Source organism: Thalassobacillus devorans (assembly GCF_900176565.1).
Taxonomy (GTDB): Bacteria; Bacillota; Bacilli; order Bacillales; family Halobacillaceae; genus Thalassobacillus; species Thalassobacillus devorans_A.
Map to the genome: position 1 here is coordinate 79,217 of NZ_FXEH01000003.1, position 16,926 is coordinate 96,142.

A 16,926-nucleotide genomic window follows, 5' to 3' on the forward strand; every position below is an offset into this window, starting at 1 on the left:
TATCATACCGAGTGCGGCTTCTAATATGTACAAATGTACATCACCTGTATAACCATTTGCACTTTCCCCATGTTATAAATGAATTACAGAGATAATGAAAACACTTACAAAAAACGAGGCGGGTGAGCAAAAATGGAATTAAATCACATGACGGAAAAATCACTAATTCGTTATGACGTGAAAGAGACGACAAAGGAAAAAGTAATTTGGACTTTAGTAGAATCCCTGTATGAACAAGGGTATATCACCTCTAAAGATGAATATTTTGAAACCGTTTTAGCACGGGAGAAGGTGTCAGCCACCGGGATGGAGGCAGGGCTTGCAATTCCGCACGGGAAGTCATCAGCTGTCAAAAAAGCAGGCTTTGCAGTCGCAAGGCTTTCCAATCCTATAGATGATTGGGAAAGCATTGACCCGAACAACAAGGTTGAACTGGTGTTCCTTTTGGCTATCCCAGAGGGTGAGGCGGGTTCCACGCACTTGAACCTCTTGGCCGAACTTAGCACGCGTTTAATGGATAAGGAATATTATAGTCGTTTGATGGCTGCCGAGAATTCCGAGCAATTTATAGCTGCTCTGGATCAGGTTTCCGTAAAAGAGAAGGAAGATAAAGACACTTATGAAAAGACAATCCTTGCGGTAACTGCCTGTGCGGCAGGCATCGCTCATACGTATATGGCGGCTGAAGCATTAGAGCAGGCTGGAAAAGAGAAAGGCATCCGTGTTCTTACAGAGAAACAGGGAGCGAACGGGTTGGAGGATGAGCACACTGCTACTATGATCCAGGAAGCTGATGCAGTCATCTTTGCAACAGACATCTCCCCAAAAGGGAAAGAGCGATTCCAAGGACTTCCATACATCCAGGTTCGAGTTGCTGAACCATTAGGCAAGGGCGATGAGTTGATCGATCGTGTTCTGAATAACCCTGATGGTATCGTTTCAGCTGAAAATGATACAGAAAGTGCTCGTGGAAGCGAGAACCAGCCAGCCAACAAAAAGACAGGTGTGCTCGCTGAAATGGGTCAGGCCATCCTGACTGGGATTTCCTACATGATCCCGGTTATTGTGGCCGCAGGTCTGATGATGGGTATCGCCAAGCTTGGCGCTGTACCATTCGGATTAGTCAATGAAATCAATGATATTTCCTATGCAACCCATGACAATGAGCTGTTTGTGATCCTTCATCATCTCGATAAATTTGGGTTTATGATTTTCCAATTTATGTACCCGATTTTTGCTGCCTTTACGGCGTATGCACTTGCTGACCGAGTTGGTATTGTATCTGGTTTTATCGGTGGTCTATTCGCAGCAGGTATTCACTATCGTTTCTGGGGTATTGAGGAAGGTATCCCTTCCGGTTTCTTCGGTGCATTGATTCTAGGTCTGTCTGCAGGTTATATTGCACGATTCTTGAATCAGAAGATCAAGCTTAATAAAAACTTCCAGGCGATGAAGCCGATGCTTATCATCCCTGCCATCAGTGTATTATCGATCTTTTTACTGAATTTCTACATTGTCGACCCAGTATTTGGCGGTTTAAATGTACTTTTACGTAATACTATCGAAGCTTCACAGGAATCAGGAGAAATTGTTCTATCAACTATTATCGCGGCAGCTACTGCCTTTGACTTGGGCGGGCCGATTAACAAAGCGGCTGGTGCTATTGCTATCGGCTTAGCAGCGGATGAAATCTTCCCGCTTACTGCCCGTGTGCTGGCAATCGTCATTCCGCCGATTGGCCTTGGACTTGCTACGGTGCTTGATAAGTATGTAGTAGGACGTCGTGTCTTTGATGCGAACTTGCGTGTTACCGGGAACACTTCTATACTGCTTGGCTTTATTGCCATCAGTGAGGGGGCTATTCCGTTCATGCTCCGTAATCCGATTATCACCATTCCAATCAATATTATCGGTGCGATTCTTGGTGCAGTCACAGCTGTCCTGTTAGGCGCCGTCCAGTGGCTCCCGCTTCCGGCCTTCTGGGGTTGGCCGCTCGTCGAAAATATTTGGGCCTACCTGATCGGACTGCTTGTCGGTACGTTGTTTATTGCTCTTGCCAACATTTTTATTCGTCATATGCTGATTAAACGAGGACGAATGACAATAACATCATAAAAAAAGACATGTTCGCGGAATCTTTGTTACGAAGATCCGCGAACATACTGTTATATTGGAGGATTCGTTATGTCTAAGAAACGTGTCTATGTCGTTCCTCATTCCCACTGGGACAGGGAATGGTATTTCACCATAGAAGATTCAAATATCCTATTAGCAGAAAACCTTGATCATCTGCTTGAATTACTCGAGCAACATGAAGAATACCACGGCTATGTCTTTGACGCGCAAATGTCTATTGTTGATGAGTACTTGAAAGTAAGACCGGATAACAAAGAACGTCTCACGCGCCTGATCGAACAAAAGCGAATTTTTGTCGGCCCATGGTATACCCAGGCGGATTCCCTGCTCGTCCATAAGGAATCACTGGTGAGGAACCTGCTTTATGGCGTGAAGGGGACAGAAACGATGGGCCATAGTATGAATGTCGGCTACCTGCCTGATATCTTTGGTCAAAATACCTATCTCCCAGCGCTGTTTCATGATTTCGACATCGATTATGCTATTTTGCAGCGAGGCATCTATTCCGACCAATTAGACGGAAATACTAATTTTCTTTGGAAATCTCCAGATGGAAAATCGGTGAAAGCAAACCTTATCCCGCTTGGCTATGGACCTGGTAAGTTTTTGAATGCGGAGAAAGAATTCCATCAGGAACGGCTGCAGCCGATGCTCGAAAAGTTAGCGAAAATGAACAAGGATACAGATAACCTGCTTCTTCCTGCTGGCGGGGACCAGGTTCTGGTACGCGAGCATTTCCCGGAGACGATTCAACAGTTGAATGCACAGGATGAGCAGTATGACTACGTGCTGTCCGATTATGAAACCTTCATGGAAGATACCTGGGAGGAAGGCGATTTCGACCATACCATTACCGGTGAACTGATTGGCACGGAGAATTCCCGTATTCATAATACGATCCGGTCTCAACGTTATGATATCAAGCAATGGAACAGTTTCGTCGAGCATAAAATGATCAACCAATTAGAACCATTAGCCGTTATCGGAAAACACTTAGGGCTTCGTTACCCTCAGGAATGGCTGGATATCATGTGGAAAAACCTCTTCGATGTTCATGCTCACGATAGTATCGGCGGGTGCAACTCGGATGATACGAATAAGGACATCATGCACCGTTTGGAAAAAATAAACCGTCAGGCAGACGGACTGTTGAACTTGATTAAGAAGCAGCTGACCCATGCAATCGCCAGTAAACTGAAAGAAGACGATATTGTGGTGGTGTTTAATACGAACCTGAAACCTTATCATGGAGCTGTAGAAACCACTGTTTTTACAAAAGAAAAAGATTTCACATTACAGACAATGGATGGACAAGAACTGCCAGTGACGGTCACGGAGCAAGAGTATCTGAGTGGTGGAAAGAAAATCGTTGTAACAGCTGAAGGTGATAAGGAAGTGGAAATCCCGGGCTACTACCGTTCTCAATTACTTGTTGACCAGGCTGAAATCCCTGGACTAGGCTATACCACCTTGCGAGTGAAACAGGGGACTGGGATCGCACGGCTGCAGCCAGATAATGGGACAACAATCGAGAACGATAACTGCCAGGTGACTTGCAACAACCAAGGAAAATTGATTCTAAAAGATAAGCGATCCGACTTGACCATGGAAAACTTCCTGCAATTTGAAAATGTCGCGGATGCTGGTGACTCTTATGACTTTTCTCCGCTTCCAAAAGATGAGCCCATCCTCTTAGACGAAGCAGAATTGATTCATATTGAAAAGTCATCATTAGTTCAGCAAATGATTGTCATGCACCAGGCCGCCGTACCTGCTGATCTTCAGGAACGAAAGGATAACCAGGAAAAACGTCCATTGACAGTGTATTCCACTATTGAACTTCGTAAAGGGGAAGACCTTATCCGCATCCATCACGAGATGGATAACCAGGCCAGGGATCATCGCCTTCGTGCTTTGATTCAAACACCGGTGAAGGATGCAGAAACATCATTCGGAGACCAGGGTTATAGTATCATCGAACGGCCGGTAACTAACCCTCGGATGGAAACGTGGAGGGAGCAAGGATATAAAGAGGCGCCAGTCCCGATTTATACCGTAGAGCAATTTGCTGGTGTAGAGAGTGCCGAAGGTCATTTGACTGCCTTTACAAAAGGAATCAAGGAATATGAAGTAATAGCTGAGTCCGGTCAGCTGGCATTGACCTTATTCCGTAGTGTCGGTTTATTAGGAAGAGATGATCTGCTCTGGAGACCGGGCCGGGCATCAGGCATCAATAACAAAGTAGTCACTACCCCGGACGCACAGATGACCGGAAGAATGACGTTTGATTATGCCCTCTATATGGAAAACGAAAATGTAGAGGAAGCAGCACTATTCCGGTTAGCCGATCACTATAATGACAGATATGTATCCTATCAGAAACAAAATCTTAATACGTTTGAAGAACGATTGGACAGGTTTGAAATACCTTATCCGATCAGCGAACTTCCAGACAGCCATGAGCTTGCTGCTATTGACAATCCAAATGTATTTATCAGTGCTGTCAAAAAGGCACATGACGATGATGCCATCATAGTCCGGTTATTCAATCCATCGGATAAAGAGGAAACGGTCACATTGGCCAGTGACTACCTGCTCGATCAGCAGTTGACGAACCTGGCCGAAGAAAAAGACGAAAAAATAACTGCTTCGACGGTTGCCATCGCACCAAAATCTTTTCAAACCGTCAAACTTTCCTGAAAAGGAGTATGCCAGCTATGCATAAAGAACAATTAATCCAACTGATTGAGGATCATTTAAAGAAGATTTATCAAAACGAATACCATCCGGAATACACCAATGAATTCCGTACCTTCATCGAAAATTGGGAAGGAAAGGAGTGGGGAACTCCCACTCCTTTAACCGAAGAGAACATTTATTTGATTGCGTATGGGGACAGCATCTACGATAATGATCGACCGACCCTTCCTGTGCTTCATCAGTTCCTGAAAGAAGAAGCGGGCGAAGCCATTACCGATGTACACCTGCTTCCTATGTTCCCTTACACTTCAGATGATGGATTTTCCGTTACAGACTATCGGAAGATTAATCCGGAACTTGGCAGCTGGGAAAACATAAGAAGTTTCTCACGTGACTACCGGATGATGTTTGATTTTGTAGCCAATCACATCTCCCAATCCAGTGAATGGTTTCAAAAATATTTGGCTGGTAATCCTGACTTTGAAGGATTTTTCATTCCAGAGGACGAAACTTTTGATATGAGTAATGTAGTCCGTCCACGTACGTCCCCATTGTTCCATGAATATGAAGGGGAAACAGGAGTGAAGACGGCCTGGACTACCTTCAGTAAAGACCAGGTGGATGTCAATTTCAAACATTTCCCTGCCCTGATGGAAATGACGGATGTCCTGTTAGATTTCTTGAATGAGGGTGCGACAAGTATTCGACTCGACGCGATCGGCTTTATTTGGAAGGAGTCGGGCACGACGTGTATTCATTTACCGCAGGCTCATGAAATCATCAAGCTTTGGAATACGATTGTCAGCTATTTTAAACCGAATGTACAGATCATCACGGAGACGAATGTCCCTCACCAGGAAAATATCAGTTATTTTGGTAATGGGACAGATGAAGCCAATATGGTGTATCAGTTCTCTTTGCCGCCATTAGTGCTGTATAGTTTTACGACTCACAATACCCGCCACCTGACCGAATGGGCGAAAACCATAACGAAAGTCTCTGATCAGGCTACGTACTTTAACTTCCTTGCCAGTCATGACGGTATTGGGATGAGGCCGACAGAGGGCATCCTTACCGAAGAGGAAAAACAGATGCTGGTGGACAAAGTACTGGAAAATGGAGGAGAGGTTTCTTATAAAAGCAACCCGGATGGCAGTCAATCTGTTTACGAGTTGAACATCAACTATACGGATGCACTTATCAATCAGGGGGAAGATGATGAACTGGAGAAGGTTATCCGTAAGACGCTGGCTGCACACGCCATTTTATTATCATTCATTGGTGTGCCGGCGATTTATTATCATTCTCTACTTGGCTCGTCTAACGATACGGCAGGGATGGAAGAATCAGGCATACCACGCCGAATCAACCGTGAAAAGTTAGCCTATCAGGATATTAAGCAGGAACTGCATGAAGACCCTAGAAGACGCGGGATTTTTAACGGTCTGAAGCAAATGATTGGTATCCGCAAGCAGCAAAGTGCCTTCTCGCCTTATGCTTCACAGGAAGTGGTCGACCTGTCTGATCAGGCTTTTGGATTGGTCCGTTATAATGAAGATACTGGAGAAAAAATATTCTTCGCAGTGAATACTGGGAAAGAACCGGAAATAGTCCATCTTCCATTCTCTGGACACGAATTACTCACGAATAAGGCTGTTACGGATAGAGTTACGTTGGGTGAATATGAGTTTGTATGGATACTTGCGGATTAAGAAAGTAGGGATGGTATGAAAGTATTGATCGCTCCCGATTCTTTTAAGGGATCACTGTCAGCTTATGAGGTAGGTCAGGCCGCTGGATCAGGGGTAAAAAGGGTATTCCCGGATGCGGAAATGATTTCCGTTCCTATGGCTGACGGAGGAGAAGGTTCGATTGAGGCATTATCCTCCCTGGGTGTTCAGGAAATTCCTGTTACGGTTACCGGACCGTCTGGAGAAACCGTCCATACGAGTTATATCACATTGCAACAAGACGGTGAGGAGACCGCTTTTATTGAGTGCGCACGCAGTACAGGTCTGCCGTTAATTCATAAGGAAACTGCAGACCCCTATGAATTGAATTCGTATGGATTGGGTGAGCAAATAAAAGATGCGGTCGAACGGGGATATAAAACCATCATGATATCCTTGGGAGGCAGTGCCACGACGGACGGCGGAACGGGTATGCTCCAGGCCTTAGGTTTTCAGTTTTTGAATGCCACTGGTGACATTCTTGGAGTCAATCGCAATGTGCTGACGGAAGCCGTTCATATTACGGATGAAAATAAGCTTGCCGGACTGGCTGCCTGTCAATTCATAGCAGCTACTGATGTTACTAATCCCTTTTATGGTACTCAAGGGGCTGCCTATATTTATGGCCCTCAAAAGGGTGCTACAGCAGAGCAGGTGCCTGAACTTGACCATGGACTTCAGCAGCTGGCGAAATCAATACAAGAAAAGTATGGACGTGATGTACAGCATATCCCTGGTGCGGGTGCTGCGGGAGGACTTGGAGGTGCGCTTGCCGGTGTATTAGGTGCAGAGTTGAAGTCAGGCTTTGATATTATTGCGGCACTTACCGATCTGGAAGAAAAAATTAGCTCGAGTGACTTGGTTATCACGGGAGAAGGCAGTCTTGATGCGCAATCGTTATATGGAAAAGTTCCGGTAAATGTAGCCAGGATGGCGAAAAAACACGGGAAGTCAGTGGTTGCCATCGCAGGAACCGTGGGAGAAGATATATTTGAACTTCATGATATGATTGATGCTGTCTTCTCCATTCAGACTGGCCCGAGAAGTCTGGAAGATGCTATGAATCCTGAGATCGCCGCACAACAAATCACCCAGACAACCGAACAGATCATGCGCCTTTGGAAAGCAAGTCTCTTTTGTTAATAACTAGATAAGCGATAAGTGCTATTTGATTTCGAGATGTTTGTAAGAGTTAGGGGCAAAGGGGAAGGATTCGCTTTCCTGCGGGGACCTGGCAAGCTTCCTCGGGCTGCGCCCTGTGGGATCTCGCCTAGCCCCTTCTCCCGCGGGAGTCTCACCCTTCCCCGTCGCCCCTCCTCATATAAGATTTTCGAAATCGCCATTTTCCCAGCCGGTCATAACGCGCATGAAATTCTCGAAACTTGTCATACAGTATAGTGGATTAATTTTATAGGAAATGTAAAAACACTTGGCTATCAAACCAAGTGTTTTTTGCGTGTGAAGTTCACATCACGTTTCCTTCTGCGGGGATTGGATTCTGTTTCAATATCCTGGCTAAATGGATCAGGTTATAAGCTTCCATCGTAATATTACTGCGGGTAAAGTCATTTTCGATGCCGTTGGCTTCGATATAGGAGGGGCCTGGACCTGCTTCTCCAACCCAGTATGCATCGGCATTCGGTGGAATATTGAAACCAAAGTGAGCTAGAGAGAAGAGGATGGAACCGGCTGCTTTTTTGGCACCATCTTCGTTACCCGTCACCACTGTTCCGGCTACTTTATTATAGTAAATTGATTGCCCTTTTTCATTTGTGACGGAGGCCCCTCCATTAATTCGTTCAATTGCCAGTTTGGCAAGACTGCTTTTTTCTCCAGCCCACACCGGGGTAGCAAGAACAAGAATATCGGCTTCCTTGATTTTTTCAAAAATCTTCGGCCATTCATCGCCTTCCCCGAGGTCGTCACTGACTCCAAATTTGATGGCGTAGTCAGCGAGCCGTACGGTTTCGTGGGCGACTTCTTTTTTATCGAATATCTCTGTCAATTCATTGGAGAGTGCTTCCGTATTGGAAGGCTCTTCGTCACTAGTTTTAAAGGATGCATTCAAGATTAAAGCTTTCAGTTCAGTCATTGTATCCACTCCTTTATGTACTTGTCTTTTTCCCGAATTATAATAGATAAATCCTTTGTTTTTTTCTCTGTCGTAATCTGTCATCAATCTGGTAATAAATACCTATAAGTTTGGGATTGCGTTATATTCCTCTGCCGTGGTAAATTTGCATTAAATAAAGATAAAGCACTTGGAATTGATTGAACCCTCAATCTTCTGAAAATTAAGAAAGTGCTTCAGTCTTTATGAGCCTGGTTAGGTAATTGCCCATTGACTTGAAACGAAGTCCAAAAAGGGAATCTCCTAATACATTTTTAAAAGGAGGGTGAGCTGCTGTGACGATCCTGTTTACCAAAGGCCGGGAACTGTTTGAAGAAGATGCAAAGAACCAGGCGTTCAAGGAAAAACCAGAAAAAAACAGTCCAGCGAAAACTCGTAGTGGTAAGTTTTTGTCTTTTGCGAAAAAGCGTAAGTAAGCCGTAAATTGAAGGCTTGGTCTTTGGAAAAGTGAATAAAGGCAGGATCAACGAAACATGGGATAAGACGCAGCAGGTCATCAATTACAGTCAGAAAAAGTCTGATGATGGTGGCAAGACTGATAGAGAATACGCATGAACGTAGATCAATCCTATGTTTGCGGTTGACATTGCATTATAAAGACCTTTGCAGGAAACCTTTCTGTAAAGGTCTTTTTCGTATTTTAAATCCGACTAAAAAATGGAATATAATTTTAAGTTTTAACATGTGCACACGGGGAATCGCCTAGTACACTCAATAGTAAAGGAGGGTTGAAAAGTGACGATCCTGTTTACCAAAGGCCGTGAGCTGCTAGAGCAAGATATGAAAAATCAAGCTTTCAAAGAGCAGCCAGAACAAAAACAACAAGCTCAGAAAAAGAACGGAAAAGTAACGATGTTTTCTAAAAAGAAGTAAGTCTTTGGCGCTGAAAATTTAATAAAACAGGATCAACTATTTCATGGGGATGACTTAGAGGCAGTCATCAGCCAAGCATCATAGCTTGCTGTGATGCAATCAAATCGGAATTGAGGATGATAAACATTTCACTACGTTATGGAGTATATGCCCATTTAATTCCTATGTTTTTAGTTGTATCAAACAGTTGAGCAGAATCCTTCTCACTCTAAGTGGAAAGAGGGATTCTTTTTTTAATGTCCAAAAATTATGTTGGATAGTGCTTCTACATATGGTAAGCAATAAAGTCAGTGTAATTCAGGCCAAACTACAGAAACTAACCAGACACATATCCATTTAGGAAGGGGAGGTCAGGTAGTGCGATGCCATTTCTATAAAAACCGTGCTGCTTGTTTGCTTATTCTGTTGTTTTGCCTGGGTTTTTCGACACCTGAGCCATTAACAATAGGGGCCGCTGCATACCATGATGGTTTTCTTGAGGCTGAAGCAGAGGAGCAGCATCTGGAAGTGCACTTTATTGATGTAGAGCAAGGAGATAGCATCTATATTAAATTTCCTAACGGCAAAACGATGCTCGTGGATGCAGGTGATCGAAACGCCGGAAAGAAGGTCGTTCAGTATCTTAAAAAGCAAGGGGTCACCGTCATCGACCAGGTTGTTTCCACACATCCTGATATCGATCATATCGGTGGTTTTTTAGAAGTGTTTACGAAAATGCACGTAACAAGTCTGTTAGACAGCGGGAAAACGCATACGACGAATACGTATGCGGAGTATTTGAAGCTGATTGCTGTACAGCAGATTCCTTTTAAAGTAGCGGAAAAGGGGCAAAAACTCCAACTGGATCCGGATGTCGAGGTAAAAGTTCTTCATGTAGATCGGGAAGCCGAGGAAAACAACCCGGCATCTATCGTATTAAAGGTAAGTTATGGAGAGATCGATATTCTTTTGACGAGCGACACAGATGAAAAAAATGAGAAAAAACTGATTAAACGCTATGATCTTCGTTCTGAAATATTAAAGGTCGCACACCATGGTTCAGCTACAAGCAACTCGCAGGCGTTTGTGGATGCGGTCAATCCGGAAGCTGCCGTTTTCTCGTACGACCAAGCCAATGATTACGGACACCCGGTAAATAAGGTTGTTGCCAGGCTATATCACTTAGGGACTGCCTTGTATTCTACAGCTGAGTCAGGAGATATCGTCGTTTCCATCGATACAGAGGGTTATGAAATAAAAGCAGATCCCTATGACCCTGGTTTTGCCCCAGGACCTAAACAGGAATAAAGCCCGGATGAGCATCCGGGCTTTTGATTATTCTAGAATTCGATTCATTTCATCCACATCCATATGCTCGTCAGGTTCGGGGCTTTTACTAAGTGTCATGACGCCGCTTCCCCCACAGACACTGCAAGTATACTTCCATTCCTCATCATCCATCAATAATCCTTCTCCATCACATGCTTTACATATTCTGCTTCGATCCATTGAAATGACCTCCTTGTCAGCTATTTGAGTGCCCTTAAGGCCGGAGAACTACTTTGATACAATCATCTTTTTTACCATTGAAAATTTTATATCCATGGGAAGCATCATCCAGTGGAAGGCGATGGGTGATGATATCCGTCGGGTCGATTTCACCTGCCACGATCTGGTCGTATAGTCTTCCCATAAAAGACCTTGCATGAGCCTGACCCGTTTTAAGGGTAATATTACGTGAGAAAAAAGCACCCAGCGGAAACATATTATAAAGTCCGCCGTAGACCCCTGTTATTTGGACAGTTCCGCATTTCTTTACTGCTTTCGTGGCGATTTGAATAGGTCCGAGTGTGCCACCCTGCAGCTTTAACTTTTGTGCAGTAAATTCCAGAGGCGACTTTTTCCCATCCATACCGACACAATCGATCACCACATCGGCTCCGCCTTTCGTAACTTCCTTCAAAACCTCTCCCATGTCTTTATGGGCGGTAAAATCAAAGGTTTCTGTTTTATTGACAAGTTTGGAATGGTTTAACCGGTAAGGCAGGTAATCTACCGCTATTACCCGTGCCGCTCCTTTTTGCCAGGCGAATTTCTGAGCCATCAGTCCGACTGGCCCACAGCCTAGTACAATAACAGTATCTCCCTGCTTTACTCCGGCATTTTCTACACTCCAGTAGGCGGTAGGGAGAACATCTGATAAAAATAACAGAGAATCATCATCCAGTTCACAATCGTCTGGCACGAGAAAAGGAGTGTAATTCCCGAACGGTACCCGTAAATATTCTGCCTGTCCGCCTGGGTAGTTGCCGAACTTCTCGGAATACCCCAAGTACCCACCTGAATCGTAATGAGGATTGGCGTTATCACATTGGCTTTCCTGGTGGTTGTTGCAATAAGGGCATGAACCACATGCAACTGTAAACGGAATGATGACACGGTCCCCTTTTTTCACTTTCGTCACTTCTTTGCCAACCTCTTCTACAATTCCCATCGGCTCGTGCCCGATGATATACCCGATTGGCAGCGGGAAGTTCCCCTGGTATAGATGTAAATCTGACCCGCATATGGCCGTAGAGGTAATTTTAATTATCACATCCTGGGGATCCTGAATCGTAGGAAAGTCTACTTTTTTCACATTAACGGAATGTTTGCCTTGATAGGTGACTGCTTTCATAATTCCTCCTTGAATTGCTTTTCTACATGTTAAGATAGCCTATTTTACTGTTTGTTATGTATGGGAGACAGTTGGAATGTTTTTGACCAGAGGGGTTAAAACTAAGGCGGATGAAAGGAGCTCTTGACATGGATAAAAATCAAGGGGATTCACATAAAAAGATACCATGGTGGCAGCTGACTCTGATTGGAGTAGGGTGCACGATTGGGACGGGATTTTTTCTTGGTTCCGCTTTAGCAATCAAGCAAGGAGGTCCTGCAGCTATTTTTACTTTTCTACTGGCTGCTGCAGGGACATATATTGTATATGATGCCCTGGCAAGGATGACGGCAGAGCATCCAGAAAAGGGTTCTTTTCGTACCTATGCCAAGAAAGCTTATGGCAGGTGGGCGGGCTTCAGTACTGGCTGGGTATACTGGACCTCTGAACTACTGATTATGGGGAGTCAGCTGACGGCGCTGGCTATCTTTTCTAAGTATTGGTTTCCAGGTATGCCGTTATGGCTATTATCAGCTATCTTCGGCGTTCTTGGCATTGGGGTTATCATTACCGGGGTTTCCGGGTTTGAACGGTTTGAGAATATTTTTGCAGTCGTCAAGACAGCGGCAATTGTCATGTTCATTATCATAGCGGTGTTAGCGGTGACTGGGACACTGGATGGAGGAAGGCCAGAGCGTACTTTTGAATGGAGTGGAGAAGGTTTGTTTCCAGCGGGTGTGACGGGTTTATGGGCAGCGTTGATTTATGCCTTTTATGCTTTCGGCGGAATCGAAGTCATGGGTATTATGGCAAACGAATTGAAAGAGCCCAAGGAAGCTCCGAAATCGGGAAAGGTGATGCTTGTACTGCTTGCCGTTATTTATGTGGCGTCTTTGGGGTTAGCGGTTTTCCTCGTTTCCTGGGACAAATTCAATCCCGATGAGAGCCCGTTCATTACCGCTTTAGCTAAGTATGATTTGGCTTTTGTTCCGCATGTGTTCAATGGTGCCTTAATTATAGGGGGATTTTCAACGATGGTTGCATCGTTATACGCCATTACCACTATTCTTTCCACACTTGCCGAGGATAAAGATGCCCCTGCTTTTTTTGCCAAAACCGGAAAACGAGGCGTTCCATACCATGCCTTGGTCTTAACTATTACTGGCCTCATCGCTTCCATTGTGGTCGCTTTGCTGCTGCCTGAAAAAGTATATGAATATTTGACAACAGCTGCCGGTTTGATGCTGCTTTATACTTGGATATTCATTTTGTTTTCTTATAATAAATTAATGGACTTGCCTGGTCCCGCAAAAATTAAGCGATGGATGGGGTTTCTATTGATTGCGGCAGCCGTCAGTGGGACATTAATAGATGGATCAAGCAGGATCGGTTTTTTCATCAGTCTGTTATTTTTAGTCGTAATCGCGCTCGTTGATGAGAAAAAAATGGAAGGAAGAGCCTTCCTGATCTATTTTGGTTCCCATACTACTTTAGTCACTTATTCGCAATAGCCTTTGAAGATAAAGAAGGCGAGGTGTTTCGCTTAAATGTGAAATAACATTTTAACGGCCTTCATAGCAAAATAAAAAGCAAATCCAACCAAGCTTAACCCGGAGAGGACGGAAATGCGTTTTAGTGTGCGGGGGGTGAGTGCTCGTCTGAATCCACTCGAAATGATTGCCATGGTAACATCCCATAGCATCAATCCTAATAAAATGGCACCACCATATAAAACCAAGTGAATCTGGTCGTATCGGTTAATGGTGTTTGCTAATATGGATCCGTAAATTCCAAGCCAGAATAGAATCGATAATGGATTTGTAATAGCGATCAAAAAACCGGTGGAGAATGTTTTAGCTAAGGAATCTTTCTGGCGGCTATTATCCATTTCAATCGTTTGGGAGCTGGCGATGCTTTCAAATCCTGTATACAGGAGGACAAAGGCACCGAATGACCATAAGAATGTTTTCATGAAGGGAATTTCTAAAAAATGGACCACACCAAAAAAGACAGCGGTGATAAAGCAAATTTCAGCAACAATTGCTCCCAGCCCGATGAGCCAGGAATGCACAAAACCATTTTTGATTCCTTGATTAATTTGAGCAGCATTGAGCGGGCCAAGCGGTGCTGCTAGTGATAAACCAAGAAAAATATAACTGAAAAAAACACCCAACATTTTCACTCCTCTTCCGTAGGTCATAGCTTGTACCATGTGTATGCATGTGCATCGAGGAGTAGGACAAAAATAAAAAGCACATCGTCCTTGTACGATGTGCTGATAGAGTTATCGGTTATTCGCCTGATTGGTTTCTTCGATTAAACGCAATAAATCAGAAGCCCGCTGCATTTCATGATTGCCAATCCCTCTGAATGCGGAAGGGTTCTGCGTTGCTTCATGCAGCATTTCCTCTGCCTGTTTCACCTGCTGCTGTGCTTCTGTAAAGCCGCTTTGATCTTCCTGAGCTCTTTCTACTGCTCGCTTTGCCTGGTTAAGCTGATTCATGACAGAATGAAAATCTCGTTGATCGTTCATGTCTTATCCTCCTTTTTGATATTAATTTGTCTGATCGTTATTGTTTTATCCCCGGTATATGTATCCTATAAAAGCCAAAAGCCCACACGGATTTACCGCATGGACTTTCCTTTCAACAGGGGGAGGGGATTAATAACCCCAGCCTCTGCCTCCTCCTACGTAGGATGCTCCAATAATGATCAATAGAATGAATAGTACGACTAATAACGCGAAACCGCCGCCGTAGCCTTTACTCATAAAAGCACCTCCTTTCTATTTGTATATGTTGAAATACGATGAATGTACTGGGTATATGCCTGTTTTTGGTGATTTTTTGTCAAAAGTAACTAGTTTGGTCAAACGTTTGAATAACTGCAGGGATCAATCGAAAGTTAAGAAATTTGTGGAATCTAGCCAATAGGGAATCATTTGAGTGAAAAAAAAGGTATGATAGAGGCAGTATAAAAGAAGCAGACACCATCTAGAAAAACGAAGGGGGATGCAGTTTGGAAAAAAAGCCTAATATCAACGTCGGCGGTCTGGGTTTTTCCTGGGAGCTGGAAGAAGGACGCTTTCTATTTGAAAACGAGGATGCCGTTCTTTTTTGGATTTCCTCCGCGATGAAGTCTTTTTTTGATACGATTGAAGAAGTATCAGGGGAAGAAGCTGCAAATTTAGTTATGGAGAGTACAGGCTTCCGTCAGGGCTCTGTAGTAGGTGACTACTTTAACAGGAAAGAGGTAGGAATTGACCAAGTGGCAGAAATATTGCCGAATACATATGCATCAGCTGGCTGGGGGAAGGCCCTTATAGAAAATGTTGATAAAGAAAACCTAACATTGGAAGTCAGACTGACCAATGATTGGGAGCATAAAATCAATAAAGCACAAGGGAAAGAAAAGCGAGGTTCTTTTCTTCCCGCTCATTATGCGGGGATATTCAGTGGACTTTTTGGAAGGACCATGTGGTATGAAGTACAGTATTCTCAATTAGAAGGGCACGATTGTACACTTATCGAGTACTTCCCGGCAGAAGTGGACATCGAGCATAATATCCATGATTTAGCCCGCCGGAAAGAAGCGGAGCAAATTGTGTACCTGGAAGGACTGGTCGAAGATAAGACACGGGATTTGAAAGAGCTGGTCAAAACCTTATCTTCTCCTATCATTCCAGTATTGGAAGGTATCGTAGTTGTTCCTTTGCTGGGCCGTTATGACGAGGAGCGGGCGGACGAGCTGATTACAAAGACACTCACAAACCTGCCGGAGCATAAAGCATCCTATTTGGTCCTGGACTTGACCGGACTGGATAACGACCTTACCAAATACACGGCAAGTTTGATTGAGAAGATGGGTACCGCAGCGAGTTTAATTGGTACGAAAGTAATTATTGTCGGCATCTCTGCAGAATTAGGGAGGATCATCTCTCAAACAGAAATTGATTTATCCAAATTCGAATGTTTTCAGAACTTACAGCACGGCATCCATTATGCTCTTGCCCAGAATGGACGGCGAATCGTTTAAGTGAGCTAAAATCACCTTTTGTTTGATTTCCGCTTTGGCCGGGTAAGCAAAGAACAAGCACGAAATCAATCAAAATGAGGTGAAAATAATGGGTAGACTTATCAGAAGATTTATCAAATATGCACCAATCATCTATCCAATGATTCGAAAGTTCATGAACAAACGTAGAAGCAAAAGAACGACGATGTAATAAAACAATCGCTCCTCGGATGAGGGGCGATTTTTATATTTGACTCTTTTAAATGCTGGTGATTTATTGTTTCAGCTTTTCAAGGTTAGTTTTATGAAACTTAGAACCTTCCACTTCGTTGACCACACTGAAAGGGTTACCGTCAGGGTCTAAGAATTCAAAAGCCGTCATCCCGCCAAAGTCTTCAATTTTGCTGACAACGACCCCTTTTTGATATAGCATTTGGTGAGCCTGGTGGATATCATCTGCAAGAAAGTTATAGTAGCTGTTCTTTTTTCCTTTTACTACTTCGAATTCCGTGGGCTGGGGGGTTTCCACTTCAACGAGTCCCATCTGGGCATCTCCTTTTTCAAAAATGAATCCGGCCCCGCGACCTCCAAAATCCCAGCTATCCACGAATATGGCTCCTAAGTTTTCTTGATACCATCTCATTGATTCCTTAAGGTTCGATACAGGAATGAAGATACTACTGATTTTAAACAAATGAACATCTCCT

The 16,926-nt window shown here is 44.0% G+C and carries 16 protein-coding genes; 9 read left to right on the forward strand and 7 right to left on the reverse strand.

Features of this window, described 5'->3' with window-relative positions; all coding sequences use genetic code 11:
- Positions 1–132 precede the first annotated feature (132 nt).
- The 4 genes from B9Y67_RS01065 (at position 133) to B9Y67_RS01080 (ending at position 7,709) form a co-directional block, all read left to right on the forward strand.
- On the forward strand, positions 133–2,115 hold the full coding sequence (locus tag B9Y67_RS01065) for a fructose-specific PTS transporter subunit EIIC (RefSeq protein WP_085504952.1): 1,983 nt from the start codon (positions 133–135) through the stop codon (positions 2,113–2,115).
- 69 nt (positions 2,116–2,184) lie between these two features.
- Positions 2,185–4,836: a glycoside hydrolase family 38 N-terminal domain-containing protein gene (locus tag B9Y67_RS01070; protein ID WP_085504953.1), complete on the forward strand. Its 2,652-nt coding sequence runs from the start codon at positions 2,185–2,187 to the stop codon at positions 4,834–4,836.
- A gap of 17 nt (positions 4,837–4,853) precedes the next feature.
- On the forward strand, positions 4,854–6,548 hold the full coding sequence (locus B9Y67_RS01075; protein WP_085504954.1) for an alpha-amylase family glycosyl hydrolase: 1,695 nt from the start codon (positions 4,854–4,856) through the stop codon (positions 6,546–6,548).
- A gap of 15 nt (positions 6,549–6,563) precedes the next feature.
- A complete protein-coding gene (locus B9Y67_RS01080) occupies positions 6,564–7,709 on the forward strand; it encodes a glycerate kinase family protein (RefSeq protein WP_085504955.1) in 1,146 nt (381 codons plus the stop codon).
- Between the two features lie 322 nt (positions 7,710–8,031).
- On the opposite strand, the gene B9Y67_RS01085 is transcribed toward B9Y67_RS01080, so the two are convergent.
- Positions 8,032–8,658 carry a flavodoxin family protein gene (locus tag B9Y67_RS01085; RefSeq protein ID WP_085504956.1) on the reverse strand — a complete coding sequence of 209 codons (627 nt, stop codon included), beginning with the start codon at positions 8,656–8,658 and terminating at the stop codon, positions 8,032–8,034.
- A gap of 314 nt (positions 8,659–8,972) precedes the next feature.
- Between B9Y67_RS01085 and B9Y67_RS20520 the strand changes: the two genes are divergently transcribed.
- The 3 genes from B9Y67_RS20520 to B9Y67_RS01090 all read left to right on the forward strand — a co-directional run bounded on the left by B9Y67_RS20520 (position 8,973) and on the right by B9Y67_RS01090 (position 10,857).
- The gene (locus tag B9Y67_RS20520; protein WP_157620104.1) at positions 8,973–9,113 is read left to right on the forward strand and encodes a hypothetical protein; all 141 of its coding nucleotides are present in this window, start codon (positions 8,973–8,975) and stop codon (positions 9,111–9,113) included.
- Between the two features lie 319 nt (positions 9,114–9,432).
- Positions 9,433–9,570 (forward strand): hypothetical protein, encoded by a 138-nt coding sequence (locus B9Y67_RS20525; protein WP_176223877.1) that lies wholly within the window; start codon positions 9,433–9,435, stop codon positions 9,568–9,570.
- A gap of 357 nt (positions 9,571–9,927) precedes the next feature.
- Positions 9,928–10,857 (forward strand): ComEC/Rec2 family competence protein, encoded by a 930-nt coding sequence (locus B9Y67_RS01090; RefSeq protein ID WP_176223878.1) that lies wholly within the window; start codon positions 9,928–9,930, stop codon positions 10,855–10,857.
- 27 nt (positions 10,858–10,884) lie between these two features.
- Here B9Y67_RS01090 and B9Y67_RS20530 read toward each other — a convergent pair whose 3' ends face one another.
- Positions 10,885–11,058, reverse strand: a complete 174-nt coding sequence (locus B9Y67_RS20530) for a hypothetical protein (protein ID WP_176223879.1) — start codon at positions 11,056–11,058, stop codon at positions 10,885–10,887.
- 34 nt (positions 11,059–11,092) lie between these two features.
- A complete protein-coding gene (locus B9Y67_RS01095; protein ID WP_085504958.1) occupies positions 11,093–12,226 on the reverse strand; it encodes a zinc-dependent alcohol dehydrogenase in 1,134 nt (377 codons plus the stop codon).
- Between the two features lie 128 nt (positions 12,227–12,354).
- On the opposite strand from B9Y67_RS01095, the gene B9Y67_RS01100 reads away from it, so the two are divergent.
- Positions 12,355–13,716, forward strand: coding sequence for an amino acid permease (locus B9Y67_RS01100; protein ID WP_085504959.1), 1,362 nt, complete (start codon positions 12,355–12,357; stop codon positions 13,714–13,716).
- Positions 13,717–13,748: 32 nt separating this feature from the next.
- Here the strand turns inward: B9Y67_RS01100 and B9Y67_RS01105 are convergent, their stop codons facing one another.
- The 3 genes from B9Y67_RS01105 to B9Y67_RS01115 all read right to left on the reverse strand — a co-directional run bounded on the left by B9Y67_RS01105 (position 13,749) and on the right by B9Y67_RS01115 (position 14,975).
- Positions 13,749–14,378 carry a LysE family transporter gene (locus B9Y67_RS01105; protein ID WP_085505101.1) on the reverse strand — a complete coding sequence of 210 codons (630 nt, stop codon included), beginning with the start codon at positions 14,376–14,378 and terminating at the stop codon, positions 13,749–13,751.
- 111 nt (positions 14,379–14,489) lie between these two features.
- A complete protein-coding gene (locus B9Y67_RS01110) occupies positions 14,490–14,738 on the reverse strand; it encodes a hypothetical protein (protein ID WP_085504960.1) in 249 nt (82 codons plus the stop codon).
- Between the two features lie 129 nt (positions 14,739–14,867).
- A complete protein-coding gene (locus B9Y67_RS01115) occupies positions 14,868–14,975 on the reverse strand; it encodes a YjcZ family sporulation protein (RefSeq protein WP_085504961.1) in 108 nt (35 codons plus the stop codon).
- Positions 14,976–15,223: 248 nt separating this feature from the next.
- Here B9Y67_RS01115 and B9Y67_RS01120 point away from each other — a divergent pair, with 248 nt between their 5' ends.
- On the forward strand, positions 15,224–16,240 hold the full coding sequence (locus B9Y67_RS01120; RefSeq protein WP_085504962.1) for an STAS domain-containing protein: 1,017 nt from the start codon (positions 15,224–15,226) through the stop codon (positions 16,238–16,240).
- Between the two features lie 253 nt (positions 16,241–16,493).
- On the opposite strand, the gene B9Y67_RS01125 is transcribed toward B9Y67_RS01120, so the two are convergent.
- On the reverse strand, positions 16,494–16,913 hold the full coding sequence (locus B9Y67_RS01125; RefSeq protein ID WP_085504963.1) for a VOC family protein: 420 nt from the start codon (positions 16,911–16,913) through the stop codon (positions 16,494–16,496).
- Between the last annotated feature and the right edge of the window lie 13 nt (positions 16,914–16,926).

Bases quoted from the DNA above. Each gene is read 5' to 3' on its own strand.
- B9Y67_RS01080 (WP_085504955.1), top strand. From the start codon at position 6,564: ATGAAAGTATTGATCGCTCCCGATTCTTTTAAGGGATCACTGTCAGCT.
- B9Y67_RS01065 (WP_085504952.1), top strand. From the start codon at position 133: ATGGAATTAAATCACATGACGGAAAAATCACTAATTCGTTATGACGTG.
- B9Y67_RS01085 (WP_085504956.1), bottom strand. From the start codon at position 8,658: ATGACTGAACTGAAAGCTTTAATCTTGAATGCATCCTTTAAAACTAGT.
- B9Y67_RS01070 (WP_085504953.1), top strand. From the start codon at position 2,185: ATGTCTAAGAAACGTGTCTATGTCGTTCCTCATTCCCACTGGGACAGG.
- B9Y67_RS01095 (WP_085504958.1), bottom strand. From the start codon at position 12,226: ATGAAAGCAGTCACCTATCAAGGCAAACATTCCGTTAATGTGAAAAAA.
- B9Y67_RS20530 (WP_176223879.1), bottom strand. From the start codon at position 11,058: ATGGATCGAAGCAGAATATGTAAAGCATGTGATGGAGAAGGATTATTG.
- B9Y67_RS01115 (WP_085504961.1), bottom strand. From the start codon at position 14,975: ATGAGTAAAGGCTACGGCGGCGGTTTCGCGTTATTAGTCGTACTATTC.
- B9Y67_RS01110 (WP_085504960.1), bottom strand. From the start codon at position 14,738: ATGAACGATCAACGAGATTTTCATTCTGTCATGAATCAGCTTAACCAG.
- B9Y67_RS01100 (WP_085504959.1), top strand. From the start codon at position 12,355: ATGGATAAAAATCAAGGGGATTCACATAAAAAGATACCATGGTGGCAG.
- B9Y67_RS01075 (WP_085504954.1), top strand. From the start codon at position 4,854: ATGCATAAAGAACAATTAATCCAACTGATTGAGGATCATTTAAAGAAG.